Consider the following 16,234-nt stretch of genomic DNA (forward strand, 5'->3'; position numbering starts at 1 on the left):
TGTGCTCAGGTCTTCTTGACCAGTACGCGGGCGGCCTCGACCAGGAAGCCGGCGACGATCAGCAGGGCACCGATGAACAGCGCCGAGGTGAACCAGCTGGTCGGCAGGTCGAGATAGAGCGTGGTGTCGGAGCCGAACAGTTTCAGATAATTAAGCCCGCCAATGGCGAGGTAACAAAAGGAGGCGGCGGAGAATATATTGACGAAGAGTTCGGCCCCACGTCGCATCGGTGCGGAGAACATGGTGAGGAAATACTCGATGCGGATCAGCTGGCGCTGGCGGATCGACAGATACATGCCGCACATGGCGAGCCAGGGGATCAGGGCGACGATCAGCTCATCCGCCCAGATGACGGTGAAGTTGAGCGCGTAGCGCGTCGTCGCATTGCCAAACACCAGGCCCGTGATCGTCAGCAGGATGGCGACGCCGATGAAGCCGACCACGCCGTCGACGACGCGCTCGATGATGTTCTCGCCTTGATGCTGGCCAAGCTCGAATTCGCTAAGAACGTCGGTGGCGGTCAGGTCGATGTCGACCGGCGAGCCGGCGCCGGCAAAGTCCGCCAGTTCATGGTGCTTCTGCATGGCATCCTTCCTTCAAGGTGCGGGCGCGCAGCCGCCTTCGACTTTGCCGAAGGCGGCTCCTGCCCGGCGTCGAGCCGTTCGGGGGCCGGGACTGGAACCGAGACGGGACGCGCCGGATGCGGACGTGGCGAGCAAGAGGCGCGCCACGCCCGCAAGCGAGCTCTACTTGGTCGCGGCCAGCGTGCTCTTGGCGAGATCTTCGCCGGCGATCTTGCCGATCGCGTCATAGAGCGGAGCAGACGCCTTCTTGAAGGATTCGACGTCGATGTCGTTGATGGCGATCTTCTTCTCGTCGCGCAGCTTCTTGATCAGCTCGATGTCCTTCTGCGCGCCGATCTCGCGCACCGCGAAGGCCGCCTCCTGCGCCGCCGCCTTCACCGCCGTCTTCTGTTGCGGCGTCAGGGCGTCGTATTTCGCCTTGTTCATCACCAGCGTGACCGGCGTGTAGACGTGGTTGGAGATCGAGATGTTCTTCTGCACTTCCTGGAGCGAGCGCGCCACGATGTCGGCGAGCGGGTTTTCCTGGCCGTCCACCGTCCCGCTCTGCAGCGCGACATAGACTTCCGAGAAGCTCATATTCACCGGCGAAGCACCAAGCGTCTTGAACATCAGCACGCGGGTCGGGCTGCCGGGCACGCGGATCTTCATGCCCTTGAAATCGGCCGGCGTGGTGATGGGGCGCACATTGTTGGTGATCTGGCGGAAGCCGATCTCGCCGAAAGCCAGCACTTCAAGGCCGGCCTTGTCGCGCAGCGAGACGCGCAGCTTATCGCCGACGTCGCCGTCGAGGACCTTGGCGACGACGGTGCGGTCCTTGAACAGGAACGGCATGTCGAAGACCGAGAAGCTCTTGTCGAGCTGCACGATGTCTGAGCCGAACGGATAGACATCGATCTGGCCGGTGCGCACCTGCTGCATGTGCACCACTTCGTCGCCGAGCGCGCCGGTGTGGAACAGCTCGAAGGTGAAGCCATCGCCGAGCTTGGCCTTGAGATTGTCGGCGAACTTCTGGGCCATGACGATGTCGAGGCCGGACGCGGGAGAATCGCCGGAGATGCGCAGCTTGAGGGGCTCGGCGGCGTTCGCGGCCGACAGCAGCGCCGTGCCAATGGCTACGGCGCCAAGAAGACTTCTGACGCTCTGGATATTCATCATCGGTTAGTTCCCCTGTATCTTGTTGCTATTGCTCTGGATCAGTTCTTCACGAGTGTTTCTCGCAGCTTTTCTTCGTTCAACGTGACGCCGAAGCCGGGTGCGGAGGGTATCTGGACGCGCCCGTTCACGGCCTTGGGGGCATCGAGGAACATCTGTTCCTCGACCTGCTCCGATCCCAGGTGAATCTCGGCCAGCGTGCCATTGCGGAAGCCGGCGACATGGTGCAGGCACCAGATGCCGCCACCGCCGGCGTCGGAAAGCGGCTTGTTGTAGATCTGCGCAAGATGAGCGACCCGCCGGGTCTCGGTCATGCCGCCATTGTACATGCTGTTCGGCATGAAGATGTCGATGCCGTCATGCTCTATCCATTCGCGGAAGCGCGTCGGATGGCCGTCCATCTGGCCGGCTGAGAGCGGAATGCTGGTGCGCTGGCGCAGCATGCCCATGTCGCGGGCGTCGACGCGGCGCAGCGGGTCCTCGAACCAAGCGATGTCGTATTCCTCGATCATCGGGCAGAGCCGCATGGCGTCTTCCAGACCGAGGCTCTCATTGGCGTCGATGGCGAGCAGGATGTCCTCGCCCAGCGCCTCGCGCACCGCCTTCACCCGCGCCGCATCGACCTTGATACCGTCCTTGCTGCCGACCAGCATTTTCAGCCGGCTGTGCCCCTTGGCGATGAGCTGCCGCCCCATCTCGATGAGCTGGTCGATGTCGTAGGCGGCAAAGCCGTAGGTGACATAGGCGTCGGCATAATCCTTGTGGCCACCGAGCAGCTGGGCAACCGTGCGGCCGCTCGCCTTGCCGATGATGTCCCACAGTGCGAGGTCGACCGCCGACACCGCCGACAGATTGATGCCCGACATCATGCCGCGCTCGGAGACGATCGGCTGGAGGCGCGCGTGGATCGCCTCGAGATCGCGCGGGTCCATGTCGAGGATGGCGGGCGCGAGATGGTGGGTGATGATCGCGGCGACGCCGTTCCACAGGAACCGTGATGCCATGCCGATGCCGACATGGCCCTCGTCGGTCTCGATCCGGCAGATGACGCGGTAGTCGCCCTCCAGCTGCTTGTGGATGAGAGGGATGAAATTGTCGAAGCGATGAACGGTTACGCGGACATCCTTGATCTTCACGTCGGTTCCCCACCCCTGGAGGGGGCGGACCTGTTTCGAACGGTCCGCCTTAGCCAATTGTGCAGCTTTCAAGGCGAATATGCGCGCTATCGACGCCACCACCTTATGTATCGCCGGCCGGCGACGGTGAGGTGAGGCGATATACACGCCAATACCTCAAGTATATTTACAATGATCTTGCTGATCTTACGGAAAGTCAACAGGCAATTGCAGAAAATGCATTCAAGCGAGGCAAATATGCATTTGGCTATTATTCGAACGTCCGAGTGATTAATCGTTGCGCATCACGGCACCTGATCCTCGGCGCCGATAGCCGCGAGTGCGGCGCGTGCCACCTCGACATCCTGCGCGCCGGTGCCGGAGCCGACGCCGACCGCGCCGACGCACTGCCCCTCGATGAAGATCGGCAGGCCGCCTTCCAGGTTGGTCAGCCTTCCGCCGGCCGCGATCGCCAGCTTGATCTCGTAATTCGGATCGAGCCGCGAGGACGGCTGCCGGTGCGAGGCGGCGGTGATCGCCTTCGACAGCGAGGTCTCGCGCGATAGCAGCTTCGCCCCATCCATGCGCACGAAGGCAAGCAGATTGCCGCCATCATCGACGACGCTGATGTTCTGCGGCACGCCGAGCGTCTCGGCCTTGGCCACGGCGCCGGCGAGCGCCTTCAGCGCCGCGGCGTGGGTCAGCTTCAGGGCAGGGCGCGTGGTTGTCTCACTCATCGCCGGGCACTCCATAGGAAGGCGCGGCCCGGGGATCGAGCGCGCGGGTGACATAGGCGTCCATTTGCGGCTGCCACAGCCGCCACAGTGCGGCGAGTTCACCGATCGGATCGGCCTCAGACCAGTCGATGCGCAGGTCCGCGACCGGCCAGCCGACGGTGTCGACCAGCAGCATGCCGGCCGAATGCACCGGACCCTCCTCGCCGCCCGCCTCCAACGCCGCCAGCATGGCGGCGATGATGCGATTGCCGATGTGCTGGTCCGGACCGGCGAGGAAGGCTTCGACCATGCGCGCCGGCACGTCCGGATTGGCGAGCAGATTGCCGGCCGCGGCGGCATCGGGCGCCAGCGCGATGCGGTGCGTGCCGAGCGTGTGGGCGCCGGAATGGCCGGCGGCACGGCCCTGCCGGTCCAGCACCACCACTTGCCGGTAGTCGAAATGCGGCGCCTCGGTTGCGAACCGCGCCATCACCTCATCCGCCGACAATCCCTCAGTGAGCAGGGCAAGGCCGCGCGGTCCCAGCATCGGATCGGTGATGTTCTGCGTCGCCACCACGCCGACGCCGGCGCGCGCATGGGCGCAGCGGGCGGCGACACACGGGCTCGACGAGGAGACGGCGATGCCGAACATGCCGGTCCGGGAGCAGCGGGCGGAGATGGAGAAGGTCATTCCGGCTTCCCGCGCTTCACGAGGGATCGGGGATGACGGCGGTCACCTCGATCTCGACCACCCATTCCGGGCGGGCGAGCGCGGGCACGACGAGGCCGGTGGAGCAGGGGAACACCCCCTTCAGCCACTTGCCCATTTCCTGGTAGACCGCCTCGCGGTAGCGGATGTCGGTGAGGTAGACGACGATCCGGCAGATGTGCGCCATCTCGCTGCCGGCCTCTTCGAGCAGCAGCTTGATATTGGCCATCGCCTTGGCGGTCTGCGCGCCGGCATCACCGACATGAAGGCTTTCGCGAGTGTCGAGGTCCTGCGCCACCTGGCCACGCAGGAACACCATGGTGCCCCGCGCCACCACGCCCTGCGAGAGATCATTATCGAGCTTCTGCTCGGGATAGGTTTCCTTGGTGTTGAACGGGCGAAGGCGCTTGTGAGCCATGGGACGCGGTCTCTCTGCGGTAGGGGTCAAGGAGTGGTGCGGGCGGGCCGGCAGCAACGCAGAAGGCCCGCGACAGGTGCGGGCTTCCTCGGGTAACGATCTAAAGTCGTCGGGCTGGTCATCCTTGCCCCATGTCAGGCTGCGTGCAGTCGTCGGTAGGCGCGGTCGGAATAGATCAGCGGCTCGCCGCTGCCGGTCTCGACGTCCAGCACTTCGCCGGCGACGATGCGGTGCGAGCCGAAATCGAACACACTGGCGATCCGGCAGTCGAAGCGGCAGAGCGCGCCGTGCAGCAGTGGCGCGCCGGTGATGCGCCGGTCCCAGGTCCCGGCCTGGAACCGGTCCTCGCGCCATTCCGGGATCAGACCGGCGAAGCTGTCGGCGACACGATGCTGGTCGGCGGCGAGTATGTTGGCCGCGAACACGTCATTGGCGATCAGGTACGGCAGCGCCCGGCTCTCGCGATGGATGCAGAACAGCACCGACGGCGGCTCCAGCGAGAGCGAGCAGAGCGTCGAGACGGTGACGCCGAAGCGCCCGGCCTCGCCGTCGGTCGTCACCACGGTGACCCCGGCGGCGGTGCGGCCCATGGCGGCGCGGAAATGGGTGGGATCAAGCGCGTTCATTTACCGGCTCCTCGCACCTTGTCGGAAAGGATCTTGTCGGAAAGTCCTGCGGACTTGCGGACGAAGTCGAGCGGGCCGTCGAAGTCGAAGCTGTTATAGACCGCGGCCAGGTGATTGAAGTGCGGCGCCTGCGCGAACTGCACGAAGGTCAGCCGGTGCCCGGCATAGTCGGAGTTGAGCAGGTCACGGGCGAACGCCAGCAGCTTGCGGCGGTCCTCCGCCTCCCACTGGTCGTTCAGCGTGTAGAACTTCTTCAGCCAGTCGCCGGAACCCTCGGCGTTGAAGGCGGCGGCGTTCGGCGTCACGCAGATCTGCCCGCCGCACAGTTCGCGGGCGATGTGCATCATCGCCGGCAGGTTGGCGCAGGCATGCACCCGCCCGGCATAGAGCATCGACTGGTGCGGCATCAACAGCCCGCCGGGGCTCTTCTGCGCCATCGCGATCGAGGCGGTCAGGTGGGCGTTGATGCCCTCGCGGTAGCAGACGAGGTCCGCCAGCTTCTCGCGGACCGACTGCAGCTTGTCGAGACCGGTCTGCCTGGCGTTCCACATCGCCGCGCCGATCATCATGTCGGCGACATAGAGCAGGCGCTGCACGTAAGGAAACGCCGAATAGCGGTGCAGCGTGCCGCGCACATGCTGCGCCGCCTTGGTGTGGCGGTAGAAGAAGATGTCCTCCCAGGGGATCAGCACATTGTCGAAGATCACCATCGCCTCGACCTCGTCGAAGCGGTTGGCCAGCGGGTAGTCGGCCGGGTCGCTCCTGCCGGCAAAGCCGGAGCGGCAGATGTGCTTGACCCCCGGCGCGCCCATGCGGACGATGCCGCCGACCGCATAGTCCGACAGCGTCTCGTTGGTCCAGGCGCCGACGGTGGGCTTCAGGAAGGCCTGGTCGGCATAGGCCGCGGCGGTCTCGTACTTGGCGCCGCGGATGACGATGCCGGCATCGGTCTCCTTGACCACATGGACCATCATGTCCGGGTCCTGGTCCTGCGGGGCGCGCGAGCGATCGCCCTTCGGATCGGTGTTGGCGGAAACGTGGAAGATGTCGTTGTCGAGGATGCTGGCGACGTGGCGGTCGACATTGTCGGCAAAGCGCGGGTCGTACTCGGCCAGCACGTCGCGCCCGTCGATCAGCGACCACACCTCGCCGATGGTCTCGTCGCCGACCCTCGTGACGACGCCGCCAATGTCCTTCATCACCGCATCGACCGCCTCGACCTTGTCGGTCCAGTCGCTGGTCTCGCGCGGCGGCTTGTAGAAGATGGTGTTGCGCTCATTGTCGGCGACATAAGTGAGGCGCTCCTGATAGGGCGCCTCGTGGGCCATGTCGTAGATCCGCGCCCGCACATCGACGATCGGCTTGAAGGCGGGGTGCTTCGTCACGTCGGCGACGCGCTCGCCATCGATCCAGACCTCGCGGCCGTCGCGCAGCCCCTGCCGATACTCCTCACCCGTGCGGATCATCCTGCCCATCCTTTTCTCGTGATCAAATCTTGTGCGCACGAAATGGATCGGTAAAATATTTTTGGTTGTTCCTTGAGATAGATTTTTGTGATGAACATCTCGCTCCGCGCCCTCCGCTACGTCGTCGCGACCGCCGAGTCCGGCAATCTGACCGAGGCGGCGCGGCGGCTGAACGTCTCGCAGCCGTCAATTTCTGCGGCCATCGCGCAGTTCGAGGCGGGATGCGGCGTGCAGATCTTCGTGCGCCACCACGCCAAGGGCGTCACTACCACCATCGCCGGCACCCGCATCATCAACGAGGCGCGCCTGCTGCTGAATCATGCGCGCGATTTCGGACAGAATGCGCGGGCCATGGCCGACGAGGTGCGCGGCGAGATCGCGGTCGGCTGCTTCTGGACCATCGCCACGCACTTCATGCCGAGCCTGCTGTCCGGCTTTGCCGAGAGCCATCCCGGTATCACCGTCAGCCTCGACGAGGGCGACCAGCAACTGATCCTCGACGCACTGATTTCCGGCCGCACCGAGATCGCGCTGTCCTATGAGTTCGCCCGACCGGAGGAGATCGTTGCGGAGCCGCTGGCTGAATTGGCGCCCTATGCGGTGCTGCATGCCGAGCATCCGCTGGCCAGGCGCGACAGCGTCAGCCTGGCGGACCTGCGCGACGAGCCGTTCATCCTGCTCGACCTGCCGCATTCGCGCGACTACTTCATGAGCCTGTTCCGCTCGGTCGGCATCGAGCCGCACATCGCGTTCCGCTCGCGCGCCTATGAGCTGACCCGCGGCCTGGTGGGCCATGGCCGGGGCTACACCATCCAGAACGTGCTGCCGCGCACCCAGACCACGCATGATGGCGGGCGCGTCGCCTCGGTGCCGATCACCGACAAGTTGGAGCCGGTGCGGGTGGTGAGCTTGCAACTGCGCCGCCAGGCGCCGCGTCCGGCAGTGGAGGTGTTCGCCCGCCACCTCAAATCGTCATTCTCGGCGGGCGGCGTGTTCGCGCCCGGCACCCTGTCGCCGCGCCGCACGGTGCGCTGAGGCGTCCGCATCTGCTAGAGCATGTTCATGTGCCGCGGGCTCTGGCTCGCGGCAGACGCCGACAATAATCTCATTGACTCTATCCATACCAGGGGGATAGGACTCGATATGTCTGAAGCCAATCAACACGAGCACCATGCCGACATTGCCAAGCGCCTGAAGCGCGCGGAGGGACACCTGCGCAGCGTCGTGCAGATGATCGAGACCGGGCGACCGTGCCTCGACATCGCGCAGCAGCTTCACGCGGTCGAAAAGGCGATCGGCCAGGCGAAGAAAACGCTGATCCAGGACCATCTGGATCATTGCCTTGAAGAGACGGTGGGTTCCCTCGGCCGCGACCAGCGCCGCGCCATCGACGAGTTCAAGGAGATCACCAAATATCTGTGAGGACCGATGCCGTCGTTCGCCGAACTGATCCAGCAAAGCTCCGCCCATGCCTGGCTTTTCATTCCGAGCGCCGTGCTGCTCGGCGCCCTGCACGGACTGGAGCCGGGACATTCGAAGACAATGATGGCGGCCTTCATCGTCGCGGTGCGCGGGACGGTGGCGCAGGCGGTGATGCTGGGTCTGGCGGCGACGGTCTCGCACACGGCGGTGGTCTGGGCCATCGCGCTGGGCGGCATGTATCTGTGGCAAGGCCTCGATGCCGAACATGCCGAGCCCTATCTGCAGATCGCCTCGGCGATCATCATCATCGCCATCGCGCTGTGGATGCTGTGGCGCACCTGGCAGGAACAGCAGGAAGCCCGCGCTGCCGCCGGCCACAGCCATGGCACTCATGACCACGATCGTCCCCACGATCATGATCATCCGCACGACCACGATCATCCGCACGCGAGCGCCGACGTGCGCCGGATCGACACCGGCCACGGGCTGCACCTGCTCGAACTGCGCGAGGATGCGAGCGGCGCGCACTGGCGCTTCCGGCCCGAGCGCGGCAAGCCGTGGGGCGCGGCCGAGGTCCGGCTGGAGACCGAACGTCCGGACGGGCGCCGGCAGGCCTTCACCTTCACGGAGCAGGACGGCTACATCGAATCCCGCGAGGCGGTGCCGGGCCCGCACGATTTCATGGTTCGGCTGAGCCTTGGCCACGGCAATCATTCGCATGATTTCGACGTGTCGTTCGTCGCCACAGCCAAAGGGCACGATCACCTGCATGAGGAGCTTCGCGGCCTCGACGTCGCCACCGACGGCTACCAGGACGCCCACGAACTGGCGCACGCCAACGACATCCGCCGCCGTTTCGCCGATCGCAACGTCACCACCGGGCAGATCCTCCTGTTCGGCCTGACCGGTGGGCTGATCCCGTGCCCGGCGGCGGTCACCGTGCTGCTGCTCTGCCTGCAACTGAAGGAGATCACGCTCGGCGCCGCCCTGGTGCTGTGCTTCAGCATCGGCCTCGCCGTCACGCTGGTGACGGTGGGCGCGGCGGCCGCGCTCAGCGTGCAGCATGCGACGAAGCGCTGGTCGTGGTTCTCGACGGCCGCCCGCCGCGCGCCCTATTTTTCGAGCGTGCTGATCATCCTTGTCGGAGTCTATGTCGGCATCCAGGGCTGGACGCATCTCGCTGCGTGAGGCGACACGCCGGATAGGCACACCCTATGCCCTGCATCATTTATCTGTCTGCACCACGGGCGCCGCGTGCATTGCCGGAACGGGAACCCGGTCGCTAGGCTCAAGGGAGCTTCCGTTCCAACCGCAGATTTGAGACACCCCGCCTATGACAGATCACCCGCCCTTCCACGCCGACGGCAGCGGCACCCACGCCAGGATCGGCCTGATCTACATCGCCTCCAGCATCGTGATGGATGCCGAGATGGCCGCCATGGCGAGCGAGGGCGTCGCGGTCCATACCACGCGCATCAAGCTGCCCAAGGTCACGATCGAGGGCATCGAGGCGATGATGAACGCGCCGCAGCTCGAGGAGGCGGCCCGGCTGGTCGGTTCGGCACCGATCGACATATTGTGCTTCGGCGGCACCAGCGCCTCGTTCCTGCATGGCACCGCCTACGACCATGCGCTGATGGCCAAGCTGAAATCCTGGGTGCCGCACTGCCCCTCGACCACGGCGTCCACCGCGACGCTCGCGGCCTTGAGGGAGGTCGGCGCCGGCAAGGTGGCGCTCGCCACGCCCTATGTGACGCCGGTCCATGAGCGCGCCGTCCGCTTCCTCGCCGAGAACGGCCACGAGGTGGTGCGGCACGCCAATCTCGGCATCGACACCGATCATGCCCTCGCCGAGGTCCCGCTGGAGCAGGTCTATGATCTCGTCCGCTCGATCGATCATCCCGATGCCAGCGCGATCTTCATCAGCTGCACCAATTTCCGCTCGGTCGGCGCCATCGAGGCACTCGAGCAGGCGCTCGGCAAGCCGGTGGTGTCGGCGGTGCAGGCCTCGTTCTGGCATTGCCTGGAGGTGCTTGACGTCAATGGCGCGAAGCCCGGCTATGGCCGGCTGTTCGACCGCCGCATCGCTGCCGGCGGGGCTGCCTGATGTCTCGCTTCGAGGTGCTGCGCCCGGCCGATTACAAACTGACGCCCTGGAAGAACGGCGCCGGCGTGACCCAGGATGTGCTTTTGCTTCCGCGAGGGGCGACGCAGGAGGATTTCGATATCCGCCTGAGCCTTGCTCCCATCGTGGAGGAGGGGCCGTTCTCTTCCTTTCCAGGCATCGACCGGCACATCACGCTGATCAGCGACGGCCGGCTCGCGCTCGTGTTCGGTGGAGAGGAGCGCACGCTGGAACGGCTGAAGCCGCTTTATTTCGACAGTGTGCAGGCGCCGGTGTCCCGCCTCGGCGCGGGACCGGTGCGCGTCCTCAATGTGATGACGCGGAGGGGACGCTGGAATGCGCAGGTCATGGCGATCACCGGAGCGAGCGACCCGCTGCTCTCGCCGCCCGAAAGCGGCCATGTCGTGCTCTACGCCGTGACGGGGAAATGGCAGGTCAGCGATCGCGCCGGCACCGTCATCGTCGAGCAGGGCGAGACCCTGATCACCCGTGAGGAGGGCACGCTGCGCGCCACGTGCGAGCGCGACGGCGAGGCTGTCGTGGCGTTCCTGTCCCCGACCTCTCCACCGTGAGGCTTCGGCGAGGCCTGGATCATCAATTCCTATCTTGAGCAACAGTTAAAAGTATTTTTCGATCCACTTCGCACACGCAACATTTCCTCACAGGAAAGTCATGTGAGGTGGTGATGCGCCGGACCCTCTGTGGACGTCGAACAGCTCCGGGGCTGCTTTCCCGATGACCCGCGATGCGCTCGTCTTCTACAGCCCGGTCGATGATCCGCGCGCGTGGAAAGAGGCGCTGACGTCCGAACTGCCCGATCTCGATTTCCGCGTCGACCCCGATGTCGGCGACCCCGCGACCATCGATTACGCTTTGGTCTGGGTGCCGCCGACCGGCTTCTTCCAGCGCTTCCCCAATCTCAAGCTGGTCACCAATCTCGGTGCCGGCGTCGATCGGCTGGTCCGGCGCGACGATCTCGTGCCGGTGCCGATCTCCCGCCTGTCCGATCCCGGCATGGTCGCGCTGATGACCAGCTACGTGGTGTTCGCCGTCACCCGCTATGCCCGCGACATCCACATCTTCGAGCGGGCGCAGCGGCGCGGCGAATGGCACTATGTGCATCCGCGTCCGCTGTTCGAGATCAAGGTCGGGGTGCTCGGGCTCGGCGAACTCGGCGCGCCCGCCGCTCAGACGCTGGCCGGCATGGGTTTCGACGTGCGCGGCTGGTCGCGGACGCAGAAGGATTTGCCGGGCGTCGCCTGTTCAGCCGGCCCCGAGGCGCTCGATAACCTGCTCGCCAGTTGCGAGATCGTGGTCTCGCTGCTGCCGCTGACGCCGGAGTCGCGCGGCATGCTGGGCGCTCGCGAGCTCGCGCTGATGCCCAAGGGCGCCAAATTCATCAATGCCTCGCGCAGCGCGGTGGTGGACGAGGCAGCGCTGGTCGCGGCGCTGCGCTCCGGGGCGATCGGCGAAGCCACGCTCGACGTGTTCGATATCGAGCCGCTGCCCGCCGACCATCCCTACTGGACGCTCGATAACGTGCTGATCACGCCGCACCTCGCCAGCATCACCGTGCCGGCGCTGGCAGCGCGCGATGTCGCCGAAAGCATAAAGCGGGTGCGCCGGGGCGAGCCGCCTCTGCACGCCGTCGACGCGCACCGCGGCTACTAGAGCGCTATCCGCTCGGATGAGAACATCCGAGCGGATAGCGCTCTAGAGTCAATGGTTTGGAGCATGTTCTGATCGCAAAAGTCTTCCAACTTTTGCGGAACATGCTCTGGCCCGCCGGAGCGAGGCCGGCCGTCAAGAATTCGCTGCCCCTCGACGGGCGGCGTGCACGTGCCGGCGCGAAACGCGGCCGGCACCAACACAGAGGGTGAACGATGAACAGGCAGCTATTGATTGGCCTTGCTGCGATGGTGGCCGCCATCGCAGCGACGCCCGCTTCCGCCCAGGAGAAGCTGGTCGTCAGCACCTGGGGCGGCAATTGGAAGGAAGGCGTCGAGATCATCGGCAAGGAATTCACCAAGCGCACCGGCGTCCAGGTGGAATACATCACCGGCGGCACGCTGGATCGCCTCGCCAAGGCGAAGGTCGCGCGGGCGAACCCTGAGTCCGATCTCATCAATACGACCGCGCATGTCGGCTATCTCTACCATTCCGACGGCCTGATGGAGAAACTCGACCTCTCCAAGATCCCGAACTCCAATGATCTCTATCCGGTGGCCAAGCGCAGCGACTACACCATCAGCGACTATGTCTATGTCTATGCGCCGGCTTTCCGCACCGATCTGATGCCCAAGGATTTCAAGATCGATTCCTGGGAAGTGCTGTGGGGCGAGGCGGTGAAGGGCAAGCTCGGCCTGCCCGACTTCGATCCGAGCCACATCATCATCGCCGCCACCAAGGTCGCGGGCGTCGCCCCGGCTGACTGGAAGAAGGTCGAGCCGAAGCTGCTGGCGCTGAAGCCGAGCATCAAGGCGTTCTACCAATCCGATGCCACCAGCCAGAACCTGATGCGCACCGGCGAGACCCCGGTGCAGGTGCTGCTCAACATCAACGCCTATCACCTGATCAAGCAGGGGATGCCGGTGAAGATCGAGATCCCCAAGGAAGGCGCCGTGGTCGGCGTCGACGTCTGGGGCATCAATGCCGGCTCGAAGAACAAGGAACGGGCGCAGGAATTTATCAACCTCGCGCTCGATCCCGAGATGCAGCGCCAGCTGTGCGAGTTCCACAAATGCTCGCCGATGAACTCCAAGGCCAAGCTGTCGCCGGAACTGGCTGCCATGCCCGGCATCTTCACCAGCCAGGCGCAGATGGAGAAGGAAGCCATCATTCTCGACGACAAGACCTATGCGACGCTGCTTCCGGTGTGGAAGGCGTGGTTCACCGAGAACATGATGCACTGATCTCGTTCAAGGAGAACTCGGCCGGCACCCACCCGGGCGCCGGCCGGTTGTTGTGCCGATGACCCAACGCCGACCGTTCTTCATCACCTTCCTGGCGCCAGCCGTGGTTGCCGCTGTCATCCTGGCGGCGGCGATCTTCGAAGTGCTGCAATACAGCGTTCGGGAATTCATTCCCGGCTCGCTGAATGTCGGCGGCTTCACCTTCGAGAATTTCGTGCGGATCAACCGGCCGATCTATTGGTGGGTGCTGCTCGACACCTTCTATATCAGCCTGCTCACCGCAGTGTTCGCGCTGCTCGCGAGCTACCCCGTCGCCTATGCGCTGGTGCGGGCCGAGCGCGACTGGGTCCGTTCGCTGCTGGTCTCGCTCTCGATCACGCCGCTCTTCACCGGAGAGATCGTGCGCACCTATTCCTGGATGCTGGTGCTCGGCTCCGATGGCTTCATCAACAGCCTGCTGCGCAAGCTGGGGCTGATCGATCTGCCGTTGCAGATCATGTACACCCGGGTCGGCGTGGTGATCGCGCTGGTGCAGTTCTCCATGCCGGTGATGATCATCCTGCTCGCCACCGCCATCAGCCATGTCGACCGCGATTGCGAGAAGGCCGCCGCCAATCTCGGCGCCAGCCCCGCTTCGGTGTTCTGGCGCATCACGCTGCCGCTTACGGTGCCCGGCATATTGTCGGGCTTCGTGGTGGTGTTCGCCTGGACCATGAGCGCCTTCTCGACGCCCCAACTGATCGGCGGCGGCAAGATACTGATGATCTCCAACCTCGCGTATCTGCAGGGTTTCTCGACCCTCAATCTGCCCTTCGCGGCAACGCTGAGCCTGATCGCTTTGATCGCCGCCCTCGGCAGCCTCGCCTTGATGAAGACCCTGACGGGCCGCATCGAGCGTCGCCTGTCCATCAATTAGAGCGGAGATGCCGGTCATGCTGCGCCGTGTATCGTTCTGGAGCCTGGTGGCGGTGATCCTCACCTACATGACGCTGCCGACCATTGTCGTGCTCATGACCTCGGTCAATCCGACCGAGATCCTCGCCTTCCCACCGCTCGGCTTCTCGCTGAAATGGTACGGCAAGGCGCTGACCTATCCGGATTTCCAGGTCGCGTTCAAGAACGGGCTGATCGTCACCGGCTTCGCCTCGACACTCGCCGTGGCGATCGGCTCCAGCTTCGCCTTCCTCATCTATCATTACGACTTCACCGGCCGGCGGCTGCTGGAAGGCGTGCTGTGGTCGCCGCTGATCATCCCGCATTTCACACTCGGCTTCGGCTTCCTGCTGCTGGGGGGCATGCTCGATCTCAACCAGGGTTATGTGATGATCGTGGCGGCGCACACCGTGCTGGTGATGCCGTTCGTCACCCGCGCGGTCTATGTCAGCCTCGCCAATGTCGATCCCAATCTCGGGCGTGCGGCGGCCAACCTCGGGGCTTCGCCGCTCCATGTGCTCACCCGCATCACCCTGCCGCTGATCGTGCCGGGCATGGCGGGCGGCTGGCTGGTGGCGGCGATCCTGTCGCTGACCGAATTCACCGCCTCGCTCTATGTGACCGGCAGCCGGACGCAGACGCTGCCGGTCTCGATGTACAACTACATCCGCGAATATGCCGACCCCACGGTCTCGGCCGTCTCGGCGATGCTGATCATCGCCACCACTTTGATCATGCTGCTCGCGGACCGGCTGTTCGGCCTGCGGCGCGTGCTCGCCATCGACACGCATTGAGATGCTCTGGAGACCGGACGCAATGAACGGGACGAACGCGCGCGCCGACATCTCTGGCCAGGCAAAGGCGGTCGAGATCGTCGGATTGAGCAAGGTGTTCGGCGGCGTCACCGGCGTCGCCAATGTGACGCTCGATATTCGCAAGGGCGAGTTCGTAACCTTGCTCGGGCCCAGCGGCTGCGGGAAATCGACTTTGCTCGGCATGATCGCCGGCTTTGTGGCGCCGAGCGAAGGCACCATCCGCGTCGACGGCGAGGACGTCACCGGCATCGAGCCGCACAAGCGCGACATCGGCATGGTGTTTCAGAGCTATGCGCTGTTCCCGCATATGAACGTGTTCGACAACATCGCCTTCGGCCTGAAGATGCGGAAGCTGCCGACGGCACGGGTCGAACAGGAGGTGCGGCGCGTCATCGCCATGATGAAGCTGGAGGGCTTCGAGAGCCGCCGCGTGCGCCAGCTCTCCGGCGGGCAGCAGCAGCGCGTGGCGCTGGCGCGGGCCATCGTGATCCAGCCCAAGGTGCTGCTGCTGGATGAGCCGCTGTCCGCGCTCGACAAGAATCTGCGGGCGCAGATGCAGGTCGAGCTCTCCGAGCTGCACCGCGCCACCGGGCTGACGACGATCTTCGTGACGCACGACCAGGGCGAGGCGCTGAGCCTGTCCGACCGCATCGTGGTGATGAACCGCGGCGAGGTGCAGCAGGTGGCGACACCGGTCGAGCTTTACCGGAACCCGGCCAATGGTTTCGTCGCCTCCTTCATCGGCGAGATCAATGCGCTGCCGCCCGCGCCGATCGAGATGGGCGAGGGCGATATTGCCCTTGCTTTGGGGGAGGGCATTCGCCTGGAGGCGCCGCGTCGTCCGGAATGGACATTCAGCTCCGGCCAACTCGTCCGCGCGTTCGTCCGGCCGGAACATGTTCGGCTTGCATCGCCCGGCGAGGACGGCGCAAACCTGATGCGAGGGCGCGTCGCCACCCACATCTATCAGGGCGCCCACACCATTACGCGGGTGGACGTGGAGAATGTCGGCCTCATCGAGTTGCGCACCGTGGGTTCCGACATCATCGGCGCATGGCCGGTCGACGCGGTGACGGGGCTGACGGTTGATCTTCGCCACGCCATTCTACTTGCCGGCGAATAGCCCGCGGTACGGTTCCGACAGCCGGCAAATTAACATGCGCCCTCGATGCCCTGGGCAAGGTCGGGGGATTGAATCGCGTCGGGACGGTGCTGTTGTCCGGCTCGGTGCAAACGACCCA

18 protein-coding genes are annotated in these 16,234 nt (G+C 64.9%); 10 read left to right on the forward strand and 8 right to left on the reverse strand.

Annotation, left to right across the window (positions count from 1 at the left end; all coding sequences use genetic code 11):
• Positions 1 to 5 precede the first annotated feature (5 nt).
• The 8 genes from G3545_RS23435 to G3545_RS23470 all read right to left on the reverse strand — a co-directional run bounded on the left by G3545_RS23435 (position 6) and on the right by G3545_RS23470 (position 6,786).
• Positions 6 to 584: a TRAP transporter small permease gene (locus G3545_RS23435; protein ID WP_170016187.1), complete on the reverse strand. Its 579-nt coding sequence runs from the start codon at positions 582 to 584 to the stop codon at positions 6 to 8.
• 162 nt (positions 585 to 746) lie between these two features.
• The gene (locus G3545_RS23440) at positions 747 to 1,739 is read right to left on the reverse strand and encodes a TRAP transporter substrate-binding protein (protein ID WP_170016188.1); all 993 of its coding nucleotides are present in this window, start codon (positions 1,737 to 1,739) and stop codon (positions 747 to 749) included.
• Positions 1,740 to 1,777: 38 nt separating this feature from the next.
• Complete coding sequence (locus G3545_RS23445) at positions 1,778 to 2,872, reverse strand: mandelate racemase/muconate lactonizing enzyme family protein (RefSeq protein WP_170016190.1); 1,095 nt, start codon at positions 2,870 to 2,872, stop codon at positions 1,778 to 1,780.
• Positions 2,873 to 3,156: 284 nt separating this feature from the next.
• Positions 3,157 to 3,588, reverse strand: a complete 432-nt coding sequence (locus G3545_RS23450) for a heme-binding protein (protein WP_170016192.1) — start codon at positions 3,586 to 3,588, stop codon at positions 3,157 to 3,159.
• On the reverse strand, positions 3,581 to 4,258 hold the full coding sequence (locus G3545_RS23455; protein WP_170016194.1) for a DUF1028 domain-containing protein: 678 nt from the start codon (positions 4,256 to 4,258) through the stop codon (positions 3,581 to 3,583). Before G3545_RS23455 ends, G3545_RS23450 begins: the two co-directional genes overlap by 8 nt.
• Before the next feature lie 16 nt (positions 4,259 to 4,274).
• Entirely contained in the window at positions 4,275 to 4,694 is a 420-nt protein-coding gene (locus G3545_RS23460) for a RidA family protein (protein ID WP_170016196.1), read from the reverse strand.
• Positions 4,695 to 4,828: 134 nt separating this feature from the next.
• Entirely contained in the window at positions 4,829 to 5,320 is a 492-nt protein-coding gene (locus G3545_RS23465) for a flavin reductase family protein (protein ID WP_170016198.1), read from the reverse strand.
• A complete protein-coding gene (locus G3545_RS23470) occupies positions 5,317 to 6,786 on the reverse strand; it encodes a 4-hydroxyphenylacetate 3-hydroxylase family protein (RefSeq protein ID WP_170016200.1) in 1,470 nt (489 codons plus the stop codon). The genes G3545_RS23465 and G3545_RS23470 overlap by 4 nt, the downstream gene beginning before the upstream one ends.
• A 90-nt stretch (positions 6,787 to 6,876) precedes the next feature.
• Between G3545_RS23470 and G3545_RS23475 the strand changes: the two genes are divergently transcribed.
• The 10 genes from G3545_RS23475 (at position 6,877) to G3545_RS23520 (ending at position 16,116) form a co-directional block, all read left to right on the forward strand.
• Positions 6,877 to 7,821, forward strand: coding sequence for a LysR family transcriptional regulator (locus tag G3545_RS23475; RefSeq protein ID WP_170016202.1), 945 nt, complete (start codon positions 6,877 to 6,879; stop codon positions 7,819 to 7,821).
• 108 nt (positions 7,822 to 7,929) lie between these two features.
• Positions 7,930 to 8,208 (forward strand): metal-sensing transcriptional repressor, encoded by a 279-nt coding sequence (locus G3545_RS23480; protein ID WP_170018247.1) that lies wholly within the window; start codon positions 7,930 to 7,932, stop codon positions 8,206 to 8,208.
• Between the two features lie 6 nt (positions 8,209 to 8,214).
• Positions 8,215 to 9,396 carry a nickel/cobalt efflux transporter gene (locus G3545_RS23485; protein ID WP_170016204.1) on the forward strand — a complete coding sequence of 394 codons (1,182 nt, stop codon included), beginning with the start codon at positions 8,215 to 8,217 and terminating at the stop codon, positions 9,394 to 9,396.
• A 145-nt stretch (positions 9,397 to 9,541) separates the two neighbouring features.
• Complete coding sequence (locus G3545_RS23490) at positions 9,542 to 10,315, forward strand: aspartate/glutamate racemase family protein (protein WP_170016206.1); 774 nt, start codon at positions 9,542 to 9,544, stop codon at positions 10,313 to 10,315.
• Complete coding sequence (locus tag G3545_RS23495; RefSeq protein ID WP_170016208.1) at positions 10,315 to 10,905, forward strand: HutD family protein; 591 nt, start codon at positions 10,315 to 10,317, stop codon at positions 10,903 to 10,905. Before G3545_RS23490 ends, G3545_RS23495 begins: the two co-directional genes overlap by 1 nt.
• Before the next feature lie 163 nt (positions 10,906 to 11,068).
• A complete protein-coding gene (locus tag G3545_RS23500) occupies positions 11,069 to 12,004 on the forward strand; it encodes a glyoxylate/hydroxypyruvate reductase A (protein WP_170016210.1) in 936 nt (311 codons plus the stop codon).
• 212 nt (positions 12,005 to 12,216) lie between these two features.
• Complete coding sequence (locus tag G3545_RS23505) at positions 12,217 to 13,245, forward strand: ABC transporter substrate-binding protein (RefSeq protein ID WP_170016212.1); 1,029 nt, start codon at positions 12,217 to 12,219, stop codon at positions 13,243 to 13,245.
• A gap of 58 nt (positions 13,246 to 13,303) precedes the next feature.
• A complete protein-coding gene (locus G3545_RS23510) occupies positions 13,304 to 14,161 on the forward strand; it encodes an ABC transporter permease (RefSeq protein WP_170016214.1) in 858 nt (285 codons plus the stop codon).
• Positions 14,162 to 14,177: 16 nt separating this feature from the next.
• Positions 14,178 to 14,972, forward strand: a complete 795-nt coding sequence (locus tag G3545_RS23515; RefSeq protein ID WP_246702543.1) for an ABC transporter permease — start codon at positions 14,178 to 14,180, stop codon at positions 14,970 to 14,972.
• A 22-nt stretch (positions 14,973 to 14,994) separates the two neighbouring features.
• Complete coding sequence (locus tag G3545_RS23520; protein ID WP_170016218.1) at positions 14,995 to 16,116, forward strand: ABC transporter ATP-binding protein; 1,122 nt, start codon at positions 14,995 to 14,997, stop codon at positions 16,114 to 16,116.
• Positions 16,117 to 16,234: the final 118 nt, after the last annotated feature.

The organism is Starkeya sp. ORNL1 (assembly GCF_012971745.1).
Classification (GTDB): Bacteria; Pseudomonadota; Alphaproteobacteria; order Rhizobiales; family Xanthobacteraceae; genus Ancylobacter.

Bases quoted from the DNA above. Each gene is read 5' to 3' on its own strand.
- G3545_RS23435 (WP_170016187.1), bottom strand. From the start codon at position 584: ATGCAGAAGCACCATGAACTGGCGGACTTTGCCGGCGCCGGCTCGCCG.
- G3545_RS23440 (WP_170016188.1), bottom strand. From the start codon at position 1,739: ATGATGAATATCCAGAGCGTCAGAAGTCTTCTTGGCGCCGTAGCCATT.
- G3545_RS23450 (WP_170016192.1), bottom strand. From the start codon at position 3,588: ATGAGTGAGACAACCACGCGCCCTGCCCTGAAGCTGACCCACGCCGCG.
- G3545_RS23455 (WP_170016194.1), bottom strand. From the start codon at position 4,258: ATGACCTTCTCCATCTCCGCCCGCTGCTCCCGGACCGGCATGTTCGGC.
- G3545_RS23460 (WP_170016196.1), bottom strand. From the start codon at position 4,694: ATGGCTCACAAGCGCCTTCGCCCGTTCAACACCAAGGAAACCTATCCC.
- G3545_RS23465 (WP_170016198.1), bottom strand. From the start codon at position 5,320: ATGAACGCGCTTGATCCCACCCATTTCCGCGCCGCCATGGGCCGCACC.
- G3545_RS23470 (WP_170016200.1), bottom strand. From the start codon at position 6,786: ATGATCCGCACGGGTGAGGAGTATCGGCAGGGGCTGCGCGACGGCCGC.
- G3545_RS23475 (WP_170016202.1), top strand. From the start codon at position 6,877: ATGAACATCTCGCTCCGCGCCCTCCGCTACGTCGTCGCGACCGCCGAG.
- G3545_RS23480 (WP_170018247.1), top strand. From the start codon at position 7,930: ATGTCTGAAGCCAATCAACACGAGCACCATGCCGACATTGCCAAGCGC.
- G3545_RS23485 (WP_170016204.1), top strand. From the start codon at position 8,215: ATGCCGTCGTTCGCCGAACTGATCCAGCAAAGCTCCGCCCATGCCTGG.
- G3545_RS23490 (WP_170016206.1), top strand. From the start codon at position 9,542: ATGACAGATCACCCGCCCTTCCACGCCGACGGCAGCGGCACCCACGCC.
- G3545_RS23495 (WP_170016208.1), top strand. From the start codon at position 10,315: ATGTCTCGCTTCGAGGTGCTGCGCCCGGCCGATTACAAACTGACGCCC.
- G3545_RS23500 (WP_170016210.1), top strand. From the start codon at position 11,069: ATGACCCGCGATGCGCTCGTCTTCTACAGCCCGGTCGATGATCCGCGC.
- G3545_RS23505 (WP_170016212.1), top strand. From the start codon at position 12,217: ATGAACAGGCAGCTATTGATTGGCCTTGCTGCGATGGTGGCCGCCATC.
- G3545_RS23510 (WP_170016214.1), top strand. From the start codon at position 13,304: ATGACCCAACGCCGACCGTTCTTCATCACCTTCCTGGCGCCAGCCGTG.
- G3545_RS23515 (WP_246702543.1), top strand. From the start codon at position 14,178: ATGCTGCGCCGTGTATCGTTCTGGAGCCTGGTGGCGGTGATCCTCACC.
- G3545_RS23520 (WP_170016218.1), top strand. From the start codon at position 14,995: ATGAACGGGACGAACGCGCGCGCCGACATCTCTGGCCAGGCAAAGGCG.